The sequence below is a fragment of the Rhizobium sp. NPDC090279 genome (genome assembly GCF_044769665.1).
Lineage (GTDB): Bacteria > Pseudomonadota > Alphaproteobacteria > Rhizobiales > Rhizobiaceae > Rhizobium.
The window spans coordinates 321,790-338,061 of sequence record NZ_JBIVYI010000005.1 but is presented as its reverse complement, the minus strand read 5'-3'; the positions used below and the strand labels follow the sequence as shown (position 1 = coordinate 338,061).

The window sequence follows — 16,272 nt, the reverse complement described above, 5'->3', positions numbered from 1 at the left end:
TAAAACACCCGCAGGAGGTTCAAAAGAACATTCCGAGATGAAATCAGGCGCGAACGAAGGAAACGAAAATGCGCTCCGCCGCCATCCGAACGTCAGACGAAGCCTATTTCTTCGCTTCGCCGCGAACCTGCTTGGCGATTCGGTCGAGCACGGCATTGACGAGCTTCGGCTCATCCTCCTCGAAGAAGGCATGCGCGATCTCGACATATTCGGTGACGATGACCGGTACCGGCACGTCCTTGCGATCAATAAGCTCGAAAGTGCCGGCGCGCAGGATGGCGCGCACGGTGCTGTCGAGGCGCGACAGCGCCCAGTCGTCCTGAAGGGCGGAGCCGATCAGCGGATCAAGCTTGGTCTGCTCGCGCACGACGCCTGACACGATGGAGCGGAACCAGGAGGCGTCGGCCTTCAGATAGGTCTCGCCATCCAGCTCCTGTCCGAGACGGTGGGCCTCGTATTCAGCCACCACCTCGAGAACGCCGGTTCCGCCGATATCCATCTGATAGAGCGCCTGCACCGCCGCAAGACGTGCTGCGCCTCGCTGGTTAGCGGGCTTTGCCGGTCGCTCATTATCCTGATTGCTCATGTATTATGCACCCAACTTCTCTTTCAGCGCGATCATGGTCAGCGCTGCGCGAGCGGCAAAGCCGCCCTTGTCCTTGTCCGAACGGCGGGCGCGGGCCCAAGCCTGCTCGTCGTTTTCGACGGTCAGGATGCCGTTGCCGATCGCGAGAGATTCGCTGACGGCCAGATCCATCAGCGCCCGCGAGGATTCATTGGCGACGATATCAAAATGATAAGTCTCGCCGCGAATAACCATGCCGAGAGCGACGTAGCCGTCATAGACTACATTGCCATTGTCACCGCCGTCGAGCGCCATGGCGATCGCAGCCGGGATTTCCAGCGCGCCGGGGACGGTGACGATGTCATAGGTCGCGCCTGCCGCATCGAGCGCGGCCTTGGCGCCGTCAAGCAGGGCGTCGGCCATGTCATCGTAAAAGCGGGCTTCGACGATGAGAATGTGGGCATTCGAAGAGCTGGACATACATCACCTGCGGTTCAAGAGGGGCGCGGCACCTTATTAGGCCGGGTCAAACCACGGCGGGCCTCGCTTGGCAAGTGTTTTTCAATGGCCCGCGCCGATTCCGACCCTATTTGGAAATGATCGGCGAGCCGCGAAAATTGTGGCTTTCGCGCGCGCAACCGCTTCGATAATAATTTGAGATCTGCGAAGGGGAGGTTCATGACAAAGAAATCCACACCCGCCGTCAACGTCGGCGAGCTTGAGCTTGAACATTGGCAGCAAGGCAGCTTCTTTGCCGGCAGCGACACGTCCTTCGGGGCTAAGCTCGGATTGAAGCAGCTCGGAATCAGCTATAACGAGGTGCCCTCAGGCAAATCCGGCTGTCCGTTTCACAATCATCACGTCGAGGAGGAAATGTTCGTCATTCTCGACGGCGAAGGCGAATATCGCTTCGGCGAGCAGCGTATCGCGGTCAGCAAGGGCGACGTGCTCGGCGCTCCCGCCGGCGGCCCGGAAACGGCGCATCAGCTGATCAATATCGGCCCCGCCGTGCTCGTCTATCTTGCCATATCCACGAAGGCGCAAACGGAAATCGTCGAATACCCCGATTCCGGCAAGTTCCTCGCCAAGACCAACAGCGACGGCAAGACGGCGTTCCGTGTGATCGGCCGCGCCGCTGCCACCAATCTCGATTACTGGGACAGTGAGCCCGGTGCATCGACCGACTGACCGTCACCATAGTCATTTTTTCGGCAAAGACCTTGTATCCCATGACCCATATTCCAACACTGACCACCGACCGGCTCCTGCTGCGCGGCCATAGGCTTGAAGATTTCGACGAATTTTGCGCGCTCTGGAAGCACGAGGAAATCGTCCGCTTTATCGGCGGCGAAATGCCGACACGCGAGCAGGTATGGGCCCGCCTCCTGCGCTATGCCGGCCTGTGGCACCATCTCGGCTTCGGCTTCTTTGCCGTCGAGGAACGCCAAAGCGGCCGATTGATCGGCGAAGTGGGATTTCTCGATCTGCATCGCGACATGACGCCAATGACGGAAGGTACGCTGGAGGCCGGCTGGGGCATCACGCCGCCGATGCAGGGCAAAGGCTATGCGACGGAAGCCATGAACGCGGCGATCGCCTGGGCGGACGGACAGTTCGCGGGCCGACGCATGACCTGCATCGTGGACCTGGAAAACGCACCATCCCTGCGGGTTGCCGAGAAGATCGGCTTCCGCCGCATCGGCGAACTCGCGATCAAGGACAGGTCCAACGCCCTATTCGAGCGTTAGACATTGCAGGGAGGACTATCATGCCGGTTTCGCAGGATAGGTTTTCCGTCAAACCTTACGAACCGGGTGACGCCCAAGCCACGATCGACATTTTCCTCGGGGCCATTCGTGAGGTCGCGTCGAGAGATTACAGCCCGGCCGGGATCGCTGCCTGGGCACAGGTGGAAGACGCCGAAATCTGGGCGCAATATCGGGCAAGCCGGCCGACCTGGCTTGCCATGGATGGCTCGAAGCCTATCGGCTTTACCGACCTCAAACCGGATGGCTGTCTCGATATGCTGTTCGTTTCACCCGACTATCAGGGAAAGGGCGTCGCCAGCCTGTTGCTTGCGACTGTCGAAAGGACTGCCCGCGAACAGGGCTTTCAACGGATCTTCACCGAGGCGAGCCTGACCGCCCGCCCCTTCTTCGAGCGCAACGGCTTCGCCGTCGTCACCGCGCAACAGGTGGAAAAGCGCGGCCAGATACTGTCGAACTTCCTGATGGAAAAAACGCTTAAGTAAGATGCGAAGGCGCCCGCAAGCGCCTCCCTGCAGCGAGCCTATGAAATTCAGGCTTCTCGGACGACGGGGAACTCCGCCAGCCGTGCGGCATAGCGCGCCATGGTATCGACTTCGAAATTGACGAAATCGCCAGCCTTGCGCTCGCCCCAGGTCGTGACCTCAAGCGAATGGCGGATGAGCAGCACATCAAATTCCGTTCCATCGACGGCGTTGACCGTCAACGAGGTGCCGTCGAGCGCGATCGAACCCTTTGGCGCCACGAACCTGGCGAGATGTTCCGGCGCGCGCAGGCGGAAACGGGTGGCATCGCCCTCCGCCGTCACCGAGAGGATTTCCGCCTTGCCGTCGATATGGCCGGAGACGATGTGGCCGCCGAGTTCATCGCCGATCTTCAACGAGCGCTCGAGGTTGATCTTGGCTCCCGTTTCCCAGGTGCCAATGGTGGTCAGGCGGAGCGCCTCTTCCCAGGCCTCGACCTCGAACCAGCGTCCGTTGCTGCCTTGTTCCGGCAGGCCGGTGACCGTCAAGCAGACGCCGGCGTGCGAAATAGAGGCGCCCATGTCGATCGTTGCCGGATCGTAATTGGTGGCAACGCGCAGCTTGATGCCTTCCTTCATCGGGGAAATGGATTCGACCGTGCCGACATCGGTGACAATTCCGGTGAACATCAAAAACCTCTTTCAAATTCGTCGCAAAGATCGCCGCCGAAGCGGCTCTCGCCGACATGCATAAAGTCAGCTGGGATATTGGTTTTGAGGACCGGCGATTCAATACCGCCCTCGCCGATATCGGCTGGCCCCTGAAACAGCAGGATACGATCGACCATTCCGGCATCGAGGAAACGCCGCGCCGTCCTGGCGCCGCCTTCCACCAGTAGAGACGAGATGCCGCGCGTGCCCAGCGCCTCCAGCAACTCGCCCGGCTCATTCGAATTGGACTGCAGCACTTCGACGCCGGCGGCATCCAGCGCCGCACGGCGCCCCAGGAAGGCCGCATCGGTGTTCTCGTCGAAGGACGGCGGATGGCCGGCAACCGCGATGACTGGATGCTTCCGCGCCGTTTGCACCAGTTTGCTGCCGAGCGGCAGCTGAAGGTCTTCATCAACAACGATGCGCAGGGGCGAGCGGTCTTCAAGGCCGGGAAGCCGGCAGGTCAATTCCGGATCGTCTGATATCGCCGTACCGATGCCGACGAGAATGGCATCGCTTTCGGCGCGCAGCATCTGCACCTGTGCCCGTGCGACATCGCCGGTGATGCGAACCTGCCCCTCGCCCGTCTTGCCGATCATGCCATCGGCGGAAATGGCAAGTTTGAGAGTCACATAAGGCCGGTTTCTCGTTTGCCGCATGAGATAGCCGGCGAGAGACCGCCTGCCCTCCGTCTCCAGAATGCCGGTATCGACCTCGATGCCGGCGTCGCGCAGCATGGTGATGCCGCGCCCGGAAACGCGCTGGTCGGGGTCGGTAACGCTGATGACGACGCGCGCCACGCCATAAGCGATCAGCGCCTCGGCGCAGGGCGGCGTCTTGCCGTAATGCGAACAGGGCTCGAGCGTTACGTAGGCGGTGGCTCCCCTCGCCGCCTCACCGGCATCGGCCAAGGCCTGTGGCTCGGCGTGCGGACGGCCGCCCAACGCCGTGACGCCACGACCAAGGATGACGCCATCCTTGACGACGAGGCAGCCGACGGACGGATTTGTAGAGGTCAACCCCAGATGCTGGCGCGACAGACGGATGGCCGCAGCCATGAAACGCTCGTCTTCGGGCCGCAACACCATGGTCAAGGGTCCAGCGGATCGCGCGCGATCTTGGCGTTGATCTCGTCGATCACGTGCTCGAAATCTTCCGCATGGGAGAAATCGCGGTAGACGGAGGCATAGCGCACGAAGGCGACGTCATCGAGGCTTTTGAGCGCTTCCAGCACCTGGAGGCCGATCTGCTCGGAGCTGATTTCAGTTTCGCCGGAGCTTTCGAGGCGACGCACGATGCCGGATACGGCCCGTTCGATCCGGTCGCGGTCGACCGGCCGTTTGCGCAGCGCGATCTCGAAGGAACGCACCAGTTTGTCGCGATCGAACAGCACCTTGCGGCCGGTCTTCTTGATGACCATGAGTTCGCGCAGCTGCACGCGCTCGAAGGTCGTGAAGCGACCGCCGCAGTCGGGACAAATGCGGCGCCGGCGGATGGAGGTATTATCCTCCGCCGGGCGCGAATCCTTGACCTGGGTATCTTCTGAGCCGCAGTAAGGGCAGCGCATGCGCTCTCCTTAGCCCATATAGCCGTACATCGGGAAGCGGTCGGTGAGCTTGACCACCTTCTCGCGCACGGCAGCCTCGACAGCGGCATTGCCTTCATCGGAATTGGCGACCTTCAGGCCATCGAGCACTTCGATGATCAGATTGCCGATTTCGCGGAACTCGGCTTCCTTGAAGCCGCGCGTTGTGCCAGCCGGGGTGCCGAGACGGACGCCTGACGTGACGAAGGGCTTTTCAGGATCGAACGGGATGCCGTTCTTGTTGCAGGTGACGTAGGCGCGGCCGAGGGCAGCCTCGGCGCGCTTGCCGGTGGCGTTCTTCTTGCGCAGGTCGACCAGCATCAGGTGGTTGTCCGTACCACCGGAGACGACGTCGACGCCGCCCGAGATCAGCGTTTCGGCGAGAGCCTTGGCGTTCTTGACGATCTGCGCGGCATAGTCCTTGAACTCAGGCTGCAGCGCTTCGCCGAGGGCCACGGCCTTGGCAGCGATGACGTGCATCAGCGGGCCGCCCTGCAGGCCGGGGAAGACGGCCGAATTGAACTTCTTGGCCAGATCCTCGTCGTTGGTGAGGATCATGCCACCGCGCGGGCCGCGAAGCGACTTGTGCGTGGTCGTGGTGGCGACGTGGCAATGCGGGAACGGCGACGGATGCTGGCCACCGGCGACGAGGCCGGCGATGTGGGCCATGTCGACCATCAGATAGGCGCCGACGCTGTCGGCGATCTCGCGGAAGCGCTTCCAGTCCCAGATGCGGGAATAGGCGGTGCCGCCGGCAATGATCAGCTTCGGCTTGGTTTCTTCGGCCTTGCGCTGAACAGCATCCATGTCGAGCAGGTTGTCGCCTTCGCGCACGCCATAAGAAACGACGTTGAACCACTTGCCGGACATGTTGACTGGCGAACCATGCGTCAGGTGGCCACCCGAATTCAGGTCAAGACCCATGAAGGTATCACCCGGCTGCAACAGCGCCAGGAAGACGGCCTGGTTCATCTGCGAACCGGAATTCGGCTGGACGTTGGCGAAGTTGACGCCGAACAGCTTCTTGGCGCGCTCGATGGCAAGTTCTTCGGCGATATCGACATACTGGCAGCCGCCATAGTAGCGCTTGCCTGGATATCCCTCGGCATACTTGTTCGTCATGATCGAGCCCTGCGCTTCCAGCACGGCGCGCGAGACGATGTTTTCCGAGGCGATCAGTTCGATTTCGTGGCGCTGGCGACCCAGTTCCTTGCCGATCGCGCCAAAGATTTCCGGATCGGTGTCGGCAAGCGAGCGATTGAAGAAGGGTTCGGTGGACGCATTGGTCATCGTGAAAGCTCCTGAACGGGCCGGAAAGGCAATGCAAACGGTATTAGCGTCCGGGTCGCCGGAGAGCAATACGACCAGCGACATTTGCTGGGCATTCTACGCAGAGCGACGCCGGCAAACGAAAAAGCCGCACCCCGGGGTGCGGCTTCGATAAGAATGCATTTGAAACGCCGATTATTGAACCGGCTGCTCCATGCCCTGGGTCGTGTCCAGCGCCAGCTGGGAATTGCCGTCGAGATTATAGATGTCGTCGCGGAACTGGACGATGCCGTCGGCAGCGCTCCAGGCCGAGATATAGACGAAATAGACGGGCACTTCCGACGCCAGCGTAATCGGCGTGTTGACGCGAGTGGAGATGACCTGCTCGATATGCTGCCGCGGCCAGCCCGGGGTTTCCGAAAGAAGCCAGGTCGCCAGATCACGCACGTTCTGAACGCGCACACAGCCAGAGCTGTCGAAACGCATCAGCTTGTTGAACAGGCCCTGCTCCGGCGTGTCGTGCATGTATTCGTTGTTGGGGTTATGGAAGTTGATTTTCGTGGACGCCATGGCGTTCGTCTTGCCCGGGTCCTGACGGAACATCAGGTCCGGCGCCTTGTCCGAATTCCAGTCGATCGTCTCCGGCGCGACTTCCTGGCCCTTGCCATCGAGAAGGCGGATATTGCTCTTCGCCAGGTAGGTCGGGTCCTTCCGCATCAGCGGCATGATGTCCTTGATGATGATGGAGCGCGGCGCCGTCCAGTAGGGGTTGAGGATGACCTCGTAGATCTTTGAATTGATGATATGCGTCGGGCGCGATTCCCGGCCGACGATCGCCTCGTGGCGCAGCGCCACCTGACCATCCTGCACGGCTTCGACACGGGTCGCGGGGATGTTGACCATGACGTGACGGCGGCCGAGGTCTGACGGGAACGTCTGGAGGCGAACGAGATTGGTGTTCAGCTGCTGCAGGCGGACATTGGCGGGAATGTTCATCGCCTTCAGCGTGAAATCGCCGATGACGCCATCCGGCGGCAGGCCATGACGAGCCTGGAAACGCTTGACCGCGCCGTCCACGTAGGAATCGAAGGAAGACGAGATACCCGCCTCGCGCGGCAGGTCGCCTGAAACCATCAGATGCTGACGAAGCGGCTGCACGGCGGGATCAGTGACGCCAAGCTGCAGCGGCTGCTGGCCGGTCGGACTGATCTGCGGCCAGCCGCCATTGGAAACGATGTTTTGATACTGGGCGATCGCCTGCTGAATGTTCGGTACGGAATCCGGCCCGAGGATTGGCGTGTTCGACTGGACGGCCGCGGCCGTACGCGCCGCAGCCTTGGCGTCGAACTGATCGTCCCAATTGCCGCGAGAACGGTCGTTGATGAGCGCTTCCAGCGGAGTCGCGTTTTGCGCAAGGGCCGGAGCAGCCAATGCGGCAGCGCCAAAAGTTACGGCCGACCGCAGGAAGGAGCGGCGCGAGAAAGGTTCAATTCCGTTTTTCTTCGACATATCCCAACCGTTCAACGCTGCGATCCAATCATGCGCAGCCGAGAGAGGAAGCAGTAAATAGCGCAAGCTTGCGCCAAGTAACGCCGCTCAGTATCAATCCGTTCCCTTAATGCACCACCAAAAACTTGGCCACGAACTATCACAATATCGCGAAGCCGAGACCTTCAGGCGGGAAGATCATATTTCGAGAACGGTGCTTGCAGTCGATTTCCGCTGTCATATCAATATGGCCAATTCGTGTCTCCCGGCATGAAACTTGCCTTCCCGAGCGGCACTGAAATGAAAGCCATGCTGCATTTGCTAAAATACCACAGCTGCGCGTGGTTCATAGCGTGTCCTGAACCGGCGTCAATGGCTGAGCTGCCGCGGAGGTTACATGTGACGGAAGGAGAAGCGCGGACGTGGCAAAAAGCGCACAAAGGCCAACTGGCAACGCGTTCAAGCCGGACACGCAGGGAACGTGTCCAGCTTGCCTTTACTGGAAGGTCTTATGATCGACCCATCGCCGTTACTTACATGCGATAGGCGATGCTGTCGTTCCAGAAGCGGTCGAGGCGCTGCAGGAGCTTGTTCATCTGCGTGAACTCGTCGGTGCCGATGCCGCCGACCTTGTCGATCGAGCCGATGTGGCGCTCATAGAGCTTGGCAACGGTTTCGGCGATGTCCTGGCCGGTCTCCGTCAGGCTGATGCGGACCGAGCGACGGTCGATGCGCGAGCGCTGATGGTTGATGAAGCCGAGGTCGACCAGCTTCTTGACGTTGTAGGAAACGTTGGAGCCGAGGTAGAAACCGCGGGAGCGCAGCTCGCCGGCCGTCAGCTCGGAATTGCCGATGTTGAAAAGGAGAAGTGCCTGGACGGCATTGACGTCGTCGCGACCCTGACGGTCGAACTCGTCCTTGATGACATCAAGCAGGCGGCGGTGCAAACGCTCGACCAGATGAAGGGATTCCATGTAGAGAGCCCGGATATCGTCAACCTGCTGGTCCCGAGCGTTCGCAACTGCCTGCGGCTTGATTTTCGTGTTCATCATGACTTGGCCTCACTCTGTTTTGTTTGGCGGTGTCGTTTTCTTCCCGCCTTGAGTGAGACCCTATCGAATACACATAAAATTCTACTTAAACTGCAGGCTTAACAGCACCTTACCGCGAAGCGTTGCTGTCTCAGGGTAAATCAACCATTACCTGCTGCTGACGGCGCCTGCGCTTTTCCTGCCATAACAGGACGCGGAAAAGGCAATAAATCAAGGCGACGCAGGCATGCAAGATCATGATCAGCGGATTGGAGCCGAATATCTCCGGCCAGACTCCATACATCAGTCCCTGCCCGCCTGCAGCCAGCACCCACATGACCGGTCCCCAGGATACGGTGAGCCATAATCCAAGGGCTGCGACAGGGAAAACGACCGCGAGCCCCGCGCCCGCGACCTTCCAAGGCAGAGTGAGCAGATCGAAGCGTGCATGGCCTGCGAGCGAATAGCCGACCAGCATCGCCCAATATTGCAGGCCGAGCCAGAAACAGGCGATCGCGATCAGCCGCAGGAACAGCACGAACAGGATGTCCGTCAGCGTATTCTTGGGTACGGTCGAAGAATCAGGTTCCATGCGCGAACAATACGTAGGAGGCATCTGCCTCGCCAGAATATAATGGCTGCGGCCTTTCGCCTGGTTTTGAATCCTGGGGACAGCGTGATAGGTACGCGGCCTATATACAATGCCATAAATAGACGAAGAAGGATGGCGGCATCATGGAGAACAAGACGCATCTGGTTGACGAGATCACCGGGCATCGCCGCATGCGACGCAACCGCAAGGCCGATTGGACGCGCCGCCTCGTGCAGGAAAACAGGCTGACGGTCGATGACCTGATCTGGCCGATTTTTCTCATTCCCGGCACCGGCATCATCGAGCCAATCCCCGCCATGCCCGGCGTCAACCGCATGACCGTGGACAAGGCCGTCGAAGCGGCAAAGGAAGCGGCCGATCTCGGCATCCCCGCACTCGCCACCTTCCCGAACATCGAAATGGAGCTGCGCGACGAGACCGGCTCCAACAGCCTCGAGAAAAACAATCTCATCAATCTTGCCAGCGCCGCCATCAAGAAGGCCGTGCCTGGCATCGGTGTCATCACCGACGTCGCGCTCGACCCTTTCACCAGCCACGGCCATGACGGCATTCTCCGCGGCAACGAAATCGTCAACGACGAGACGGTCGAACAGGTGGCGCGCGCTGCCGTCTATCAGGCCGATGCCGGCGCCGATATCATCGCGCCTTCGGAAATGATGGACGGGCGCATCGGCGCGATCCGCCGCGCGCTCGATGCCGCCGGCCATCAGGGCGTCGGCATCATGAGCTATGCGACGAAATTCAGCTCGGCCTTCTACGGCCCGTATCGCGAGGCGATCTCGACCGGCGGTCTGCTGAAGGGCGACAAGAAGACCTATTATATCGATCCGGCCAACGGCACCGAGGCTGTGCGCGACGCCACGCTCGACGTCGAGGAAGGCGCCGACATGCTGATGGTCAAGCCGGGCCTGCCCTATCTCGACATCTGTTGGCGGCTGAAGGAGGCGTTCGGCCTTCCAACCTTCGCCTACCAGGTTTCCGGCGAATACGCGATAATCAAGGCCGCGGCCGCCAATGGCTGGATCGACGGTGAGCGGGTGATGCTCGAAACCCTGCTCGCCTTCAAGCGTGCCGGCTGCGACGGCATCCTCACCTATTTCGCGATGGATGTGGCCAAACACTTGGCAAAGAAATAGCTCCGAGCCGGGCTTATTGTATTTGCCGGGCCCGACACCATATGTTCGGCAAATGTTTCCCTTGCTGCGGCTTTTTGCGCCTACCGGTCGCATAAAAGTCGCAGAAGGATCTTTAACTGGCGCATAAGCCTTCTTCATATCGGAACGATTGAAGGAGCACGCGAAGGAGCCAAAACCGATGAGCCTGAACCCCAGCCCGCTCTATGCAGCACCGGACGACTGGCGCGCCTATAGTGGCGTGCTGAGCCGGCGCATCTTTGCGTTCATCGTCGACTATATCATCGTCGCGCTGCTCTGCATTCCGGCGGCCGTACTGCTGTTCTTCGTTTCGATCCTGACACTCGGGCTCGGCTTCTTCCTCTATCCGGTACTCTTCATCCTCGTCGCGGGCTTGTATTTCGGTTGGACGCTCGGCGGACCCTACCAGGCCTCGCTCGGCATGCGCGCCATGGGCCTGACGATGGTTCGCGTCGATGGTCAGCGGATGGACTTCCTGATGGCGATCGTTCATCTGGCGCTGTTCTGGATACTGAACTCCGTCCTGACGCCGCTTATCCTGCTGGTGGGTCTCTTTACCGACCGCAGTCGGCTGGTGCACGACCTGCTGCTCGGCACGGTCATCGCCCGGACGGCTTAAAACAACACATAACCATACGACACCGCATGCTCTCCCGCGGAGCCCTCAGGCGCGCGGGAGACTTTTCTGTGCATGGTCAATTAGGAAACTTCGATCTTTCGTGCAGGACATGGTTGACGTTTTCCAAACTTGGGCCATGCTTGTGAAAAACAGGTGCCGGAAGAAAGGTCAATCAACGGCAGATGAACACGCAGTCGACGCCATCTCCGCAGTTTTATCTGACGGCACCGGCTTCCTGCCCGTACCTGCCGCACGAGATGGAACGCAAGGTTTTCACGCACCTTGTCGGTCCGCGCGCCGCCGAGATGAACGATATCCTGACGCAGGGCGGCTTTAGGCGTTCTCAGAACATCGCCTATCGACCCGCATGCGAATCTTGCAGGGCCTGCATATCGGTCCGCATTCTCGCCCAGGAATTCGAACCCACGCGCTCGATGCGGCGCGTGCTGGCCACCAACAGCGACATCATCGCCACCGAATTTCCGGCGCAGCCGTCCAGCGAACAATATTCGCTCTTCCGCCGCTATCTCGACTATCGCCACCAGCAGGGCGGCATGTCCGACATGACCGTTCTCGACTATGCGATCATGGTCGAGGATACGCATGTGAATACCCGCATCATCGAATATCGTCGCCGCGAAGAAGGTTCCGGACTGGAACAGCGCCCGAAAGGCGAGCTGCTGGCGGCGGCTTTGACCGACGTCATGAGCGACGGGCTGTCGATGGTCTACTCCTACTTCAATCCCGATTTCGATGAACGATCGCTTGGCACCTTCATGATCCTCGATCACATCAAGCGGACGAAGGCGCTGGGGCTCCCTCATGTCTATCTCGGCTATTGGGTTAGGGGATCGCGCAAGATGGACTACAAGACACGCTTCCAGCCGCAGGAGCATCTGACACCGCGTGGCTGGGAACGTTTCGACCCGGCCGCGGACGGCGACAAAGACAACGCACGCTGAATGTTCGCCAATCTGTCAGACCATAGGAAGGGCCTGCTGCTGACCACGCTCGGCGGCCTGGCTCTGTCAATGGACATACCGCTGATCCGGCTGTCCAGCGGCGAGGTCTGGTCGGTGCTGTCGGTGCGCAGCCTTGCGACGATCGTCGTGGCGCTGACCACCCTCTTCGTCATCCGGCGGGTCACTGGTTCGCTGCGCGGCGTGCTGCCGGGCTGGCTCGGGCTTCCGGTCGGATTCTTCTACGGGCTGACGACCATCAGTTTTCTTCTCGCCGTCTATTACACGACGGCGGCAAACGTCGTCTTCATCATTGCCCTCAATCCGATGTTCACCGCGCTGCTGTCGTGGATTTTCCTCAAGGAGCGCCCTGCCCTTTCGACCTTCATCACCATGGCCGTCATGATCGTCGGTGTCGGACTGATCGTCGGGGACGGCATGGAGGGTGGACACCTGCTTGGTGACGCGCTTTCCGTGGTTGCGTCCTTCTCCATCGCCTGCGCCATCACCATCAGCCGCGCCTCACGGCAGGATATGGGCTTCGCGTCGCTGTTGGCAGCCGTCATTCCAGCGGCCGTGGGACTTTATCATCTCGTTCCCTCCGGCTTTTCCATCGACCATCCTGGCTGGATACTCTTCGACGGCGCCGTGCTGATGCCGCTTTCCTTCTGGTGCCTTGCGACAGGCACGCGCTTTCTCTCTGCTCCCGAAGTGGCGATGTTCTATCTCCTGGAAACGATCCTGGCGCCGATCTGGGTCTGGCTGATTTTTGCGGAAGCACCGACCGACATGACCCTGGCGGGTGGCGCCATACTGATCGTGGCGCTTGCCGCTCATTCGCTCTGGCAGGCACGGGTGAAGGCGAGAGCGGCGATGGCTGGATGATGTGTCCACGTTGATATCTTGGTCGCTCAATGTTATAACTTCGTTGTTACATCAGGAGCCGAGATATGAACGTCGTCATCCGCAAGATCGGCAATTCCGAGGGAGTTATTATTCCGAAGGAAGTTCTCGATCAGCTCGGCCTCGGCGCTGGCGATACATTGGAAATTAGCTTGAAGGATGGTGGCTTGCTTATGCAGCCGACCGACGCTGATTTTATGCGTCAGATGGAACACGCACAGCGATTCATGGATCAATATAAGGTCGCACTCAAGAAACTGGCTGAATAATGTCGGTTACTTTCCTGACGAGAGCGCTCATCGAGCAGTTGCATAAGATACAAATCAAGCGTTTCGGCGGCTCCTATGGATTGAGAGACGAAGGTATTCCCGAATCCGCCTTGGCGCGCCCTATTAATAAATCCCAGTACGGCACAGAGGATACTATAGAGCCGGCAGCGGCCTACCTGTTTGGCTTAGCGAAAAACCACGCTTTCGTGGATGGCAATAAGCGCATCGCCATCGTTGCCGCGGCAGTCTTTCTCATGGACAACGGCTACCAAATTCAGACGACGGACGCCAACCTCTACAGTTTTGTCATTGCCGTCGCCGCCGGCGAGATCGATGAGGAAGGCGCGGCACGTTTCCTGCGCGACGTCTGCGTACCCTACACCGATTGATTTTCCATCTGCCGGCTGCGCCCGGCCCTTCATAGGGCTCGGGCCATTTCGTCGACCGTACCTATCTTACTTACCCCGAGAACCTGCCGCTTCTCGGGAAGCCCTTCGGTACGGCGCGGCCGGCGCCGGCGCGGTCGCCCAACCATTCCGTCAGTTCGTCCTTGGTCTTGGTGAAGGTGCGGCCGGCGCTGTCTTCCCAGGTCAGGCCATCGGCAATGACGAAGCAGCGGATGTCGGAAATGCCGCCATCCTTGTAGCGTTGCAGGCGGACGCCCTTTCCGCGCGACATTTCAGGTACCTGCGCCAGCGGGAAGATGACCATCTTGCGGTTCTCGCCGACAACAGCGACGTGATCGCCGGAAACCGGAACCAGAAGCTTCGTCTCATCGGGATAGGAGACGTTCATGATCTGCTTGCCCTTGCGGGTATTGGCGACCAGTTCCGCCTCGGCCACGATGAAGCCGTTGCCCTCTGTCGAAGCGATCATCTGCTTGCGCTGCGGATCGTGGACGAAGGCGGTCAGCACGTCCTGATCGTTCTCCATATCGATCATGATGCGCAGCGGCTCGCCGTGGCCACGGCCGCCTGGCAGCTTGTCGCCGCCGAGCGTATAGGCCTTGCCGCCGGTGGTGATGATCAGGATCTTGTCCGTCGTCTGCGCCGGAAAGGCAACCTTCAGACCATCGCCTTCCTTGAAGGTGAGCGACGAGGTATCGGAAATATGGCCCTTGAGGGCACGAATCCAGCCCTTTTCCGAGACGACGACGGTGATCGGTTCCTTCTCGATCATCGCCTGCTGGATGGCGGCATCGTCGGCTTCGGGCGCTTCGGCAAATTGCGTGCGGCGGCGGCCAATCTCGGTCGCCTTCGCGAATTTCTTCTTCACCTCGCCGATTTCCCAGGCGACCGTCTGCCACTGCTTCTCTTCCGAGGCGAGCAGTGCCTCGATATCGGCCTTCTCCTTGGTCAGGCCGTCGAATTCCTTGCGGATCTCGAACTCTTCCAGCTTGCGCAAGGAGCGCAGCCGCATGTTGAGGATCGCCTCGACCTGATTGTCGGTGAGGCCGAAGCGTTCCATCATGACAGGCTTCGGCTCATCCTCCTCGCGGATGATGGCGATGACCTCATCGATATTGAGATAGGCAACGAGCAAGCCACCGAGGATTTCGAGCCGCTTTTCGATGGCCGCCAGGCGGAAGCGCGAGCGTCGCAGCAAGACTTCGCGGCGATGGTCCAGCCATTCCTTCAGCACCTCGTTCAGCGCCATGACCTTCGGAATGCGGCCCATGGACAGAACGTTCATGTTGAGCGGAAAGCGGCTCTCCAGCTCCGTCAGCTTGAACATCGATTCCATCAGGATCGTCGCATCGACGGTACGGCTCTTCGGGATCAGGACGACGCGGATATCCTCGGCGGATTCATCGCGGATGTCCTCGAGCAGCGGCAGCTTGCGCGCAATAAGCAATTCGGCGATCTTTTCGATCAGCCGGGACTTCTGCACCTGGAACGGGATCTCCGTGACGACAATCTGGTAGCCGCCGCGACCAAGATCCTCGATCTCCCATTTGGAGCGAACGCGGAAACCACCGCGGCCGGTCTTGTAGCTTTCAATGATGCTCCGGCGATCATCGATGATGATGCCGCCGGTCGGAAAATCCGGACCGGGAATATAAAGCTCCACCAGTTTCTCGACGGTGACATCGCGATCCTTGATCAGATGCAGCGCGGCGTCGCAAAGCTCGTGGGCATTGTGGGACGGAATGGAGGTCGCCATGCCCACCGCGATGCCGGAAGAACCATTGGCAAGCAGGTTCGGGAAAGCGCCCGGCAGGACGATCGGCTCGGAATTCGACTCGTCGTAGGTGTCGCGAAAATCGACCGCGTCCTGATCGATGCCTTCGAGCAGCAGTTCCGAAACCGCCGTCATCTTGGATTCGGTGTAGCGCATCGCGGCCGGGCTATCGCCGTCGATATTGCCGAAATTGCCCTGGCCGTTGACCAACGTGTAGCGCTGCGAGAAATCCTGCGCCAGACGCGCCAAGGCGTCATAGATCGATTGGTCGCCATGCGGATGATAGTTACCCATCACCTCGCCAACGATCTTGGCGCACTTGCGGAATGCCGCATTGGGGCGAAGTCCCATCTCGCTCATCGCGTAGACGATGCGGCGATGCACCGGCTTCAACCCGTCGCGAACGTCAGGAAGCGCGCGTTGCGTGATCGTCGACAAGGCATAGGCCAGGTAGCGCTCTTCGAGCGCGGCCTTCAGATCGACCGGAAGGATATTGTCGTCGCCATCACCGGACGGCGGTGTAAGATTTTGTCCCATGGCCCTTGACTATCGGAGATGGCGATTCCCGGCAAGAAATCGGTGGAAAGCACCTGTGGATGAAGGCGTTTCGGGCGCCTTGCGAAGTGGCGACCGATACATTTTTGCTGCACCTGCATTCAACGCTCATTGTCATTGGATTTTCAGAGAAAGATCAAT

At 60.0% G+C, this 16,272-nt stretch carries 19 protein-coding genes; 9 read left to right on the top strand and 10 right to left on the bottom strand.

Going from position 1 to position 16,272, the window contains the following annotated elements:
- Positions 1 to 103: 103 nt before the first annotated feature.
- Both nusB and ACIQWP_RS14870 read right to left on the bottom strand, forming a co-directional pair.
- Positions 104 to 586, bottom strand: coding sequence for a transcription antitermination factor NusB (nusB, locus tag ACIQWP_RS14875; RefSeq protein ID WP_092710737.1), 483 nt, complete (start codon positions 584 to 586; stop codon positions 104 to 106).
- A gap of 3 nt (positions 587 to 589) precedes the next feature.
- Positions 590 to 1,045 carry a 6,7-dimethyl-8-ribityllumazine synthase gene (locus ACIQWP_RS14870; RefSeq protein ID WP_402788412.1) on the bottom strand — a complete coding sequence of 152 codons (456 nt, stop codon included), beginning with the start codon at positions 1,043 to 1,045 and terminating at the stop codon, positions 590 to 592.
- Between the two features lie 198 nt (positions 1,046 to 1,243).
- Here ACIQWP_RS14870 and ACIQWP_RS14865 point away from each other — a divergent pair, with 198 nt between their 5' ends.
- The 3 genes from ACIQWP_RS14865 to ACIQWP_RS14855 are packed head-to-tail and all read left to right on the top strand — an operon-like array spanning position 1,244 to position 2,816.
- A complete protein-coding gene (locus tag ACIQWP_RS14865; RefSeq protein ID WP_402788410.1) occupies positions 1,244 to 1,753 on the top strand; it encodes a cupin domain-containing protein in 510 nt (169 codons plus the stop codon).
- Positions 1,754 to 1,794: 41 nt separating this feature from the next.
- A complete protein-coding gene (locus tag ACIQWP_RS14860) occupies positions 1,795 to 2,313 on the top strand; it encodes a GNAT family N-acetyltransferase (RefSeq protein ID WP_402788408.1) in 519 nt (172 codons plus the stop codon).
- Between the two features lie 20 nt (positions 2,314 to 2,333).
- On the top strand, positions 2,334 to 2,816 hold the full coding sequence (locus tag ACIQWP_RS14855) for a GNAT family N-acetyltransferase (RefSeq protein ID WP_402788406.1): 483 nt from the start codon (positions 2,334 to 2,336) through the stop codon (positions 2,814 to 2,816).
- Positions 2,817 to 2,863: 47 nt separating this feature from the next.
- On the opposite strand, the gene ACIQWP_RS14850 is transcribed toward ACIQWP_RS14855, so the two are convergent.
- The 7 genes from ACIQWP_RS14850 to ACIQWP_RS14820 form a co-directional block, all read right to left on the bottom strand.
- A complete protein-coding gene (locus ACIQWP_RS14850; RefSeq protein WP_402788404.1) occupies positions 2,864 to 3,484 on the bottom strand; it encodes a riboflavin synthase in 621 nt (206 codons plus the stop codon).
- Positions 3,484 to 4,593: a bifunctional diaminohydroxyphosphoribosylaminopyrimidine deaminase/5-amino-6-(5-phosphoribosylamino)uracil reductase RibD gene (ribD, locus tag ACIQWP_RS14845; RefSeq protein ID WP_402788402.1), complete on the bottom strand. Its 1,110-nt coding sequence runs from the start codon at positions 4,591 to 4,593 to the stop codon at positions 3,484 to 3,486. Before ribD ends, ACIQWP_RS14850 begins: the two co-directional genes overlap by 1 nt.
- 2 nt (positions 4,594 to 4,595) lie before the next feature.
- Entirely contained in the window at positions 4,596 to 5,072 is a 477-nt protein-coding gene (gene nrdR, locus ACIQWP_RS14840) for a transcriptional regulator NrdR (protein ID WP_047627126.1), read from the bottom strand.
- A 9-nt stretch (positions 5,073 to 5,081) separates the two neighbouring features.
- Positions 5,082 to 6,380 (bottom strand): serine hydroxymethyltransferase, encoded by a 1,299-nt coding sequence (gene glyA, locus ACIQWP_RS14835; RefSeq protein WP_402788399.1) that lies wholly within the window; start codon positions 6,378 to 6,380, stop codon positions 5,082 to 5,084.
- Positions 6,381 to 6,554: 174 nt separating this feature from the next.
- Positions 6,555 to 7,868, bottom strand: a complete 1,314-nt coding sequence (locus tag ACIQWP_RS14830) for a murein L,D-transpeptidase (RefSeq protein WP_402788397.1) — start codon at positions 7,866 to 7,868, stop codon at positions 6,555 to 6,557.
- 512 nt (positions 7,869 to 8,380) lie between these two features.
- Entirely contained in the window at positions 8,381 to 8,896 is a 516-nt protein-coding gene (ldtR, locus tag ACIQWP_RS14825) for a transcriptional regulator LdtR (RefSeq protein WP_041677845.1), read from the bottom strand.
- Positions 8,897 to 9,029: 133 nt separating this feature from the next.
- On the bottom strand, positions 9,030 to 9,470 hold the full coding sequence (locus ACIQWP_RS14820; RefSeq protein ID WP_402788395.1) for a DUF6163 family protein: 441 nt from the start codon (positions 9,468 to 9,470) through the stop codon (positions 9,030 to 9,032).
- A 143-nt stretch (positions 9,471 to 9,613) separates the two neighbouring features.
- Between ACIQWP_RS14820 and hemB the strand changes: the two genes are divergently transcribed.
- The 6 genes from hemB to ACIQWP_RS14790 all read left to right on the top strand — a co-directional run bounded on the left by hemB (position 9,614) and on the right by ACIQWP_RS14790 (position 13,784).
- The gene (hemB, locus tag ACIQWP_RS14815) at positions 9,614 to 10,627 is read left to right on the top strand and encodes a porphobilinogen synthase (protein ID WP_402788393.1); all 1,014 of its coding nucleotides are present in this window, start codon (positions 9,614 to 9,616) and stop codon (positions 10,625 to 10,627) included.
- A gap of 178 nt (positions 10,628 to 10,805) precedes the next feature.
- Positions 10,806 to 11,264 (top strand): RDD family protein, encoded by a 459-nt coding sequence (locus ACIQWP_RS14810; RefSeq protein WP_402788391.1) that lies wholly within the window; start codon positions 10,806 to 10,808, stop codon positions 11,262 to 11,264.
- A gap of 182 nt (positions 11,265 to 11,446) precedes the next feature.
- Entirely contained in the window at positions 11,447 to 12,226 is a 780-nt protein-coding gene (locus ACIQWP_RS14805; protein ID WP_402788389.1) for an arginyltransferase, read from the top strand.
- Positions 12,227 to 13,108: a DMT family transporter gene (locus tag ACIQWP_RS14800; RefSeq protein WP_402788387.1), complete on the top strand. Its 882-nt coding sequence runs from the start codon at positions 12,227 to 12,229 to the stop codon at positions 13,106 to 13,108. It abuts the gene before it with no gap.
- Between the two features lie 65 nt (positions 13,109 to 13,173).
- Positions 13,174 to 13,395 (top strand): AbrB/MazE/SpoVT family DNA-binding domain-containing protein, encoded by a 222-nt coding sequence (locus tag ACIQWP_RS14795; RefSeq protein WP_402788385.1) that lies wholly within the window; start codon positions 13,174 to 13,176, stop codon positions 13,393 to 13,395.
- A complete protein-coding gene (locus ACIQWP_RS14790) occupies positions 13,395 to 13,784 on the top strand; it encodes a type II toxin-antitoxin system death-on-curing family toxin (RefSeq protein WP_402788383.1) in 390 nt (129 codons plus the stop codon). Before ACIQWP_RS14795 ends, ACIQWP_RS14790 begins: the two co-directional genes overlap by 1 nt.
- Before the next feature lie 70 nt (positions 13,785 to 13,854).
- Here ACIQWP_RS14790 and parC read toward each other — a convergent pair whose 3' ends face one another.
- On the bottom strand, positions 13,855 to 16,113 hold the full coding sequence (parC, locus tag ACIQWP_RS14785; protein ID WP_402788381.1) for a DNA topoisomerase IV subunit A: 2,259 nt from the start codon (positions 16,111 to 16,113) through the stop codon (positions 13,855 to 13,857).
- Positions 16,114 to 16,272 lie beyond the last annotated feature (159 nt).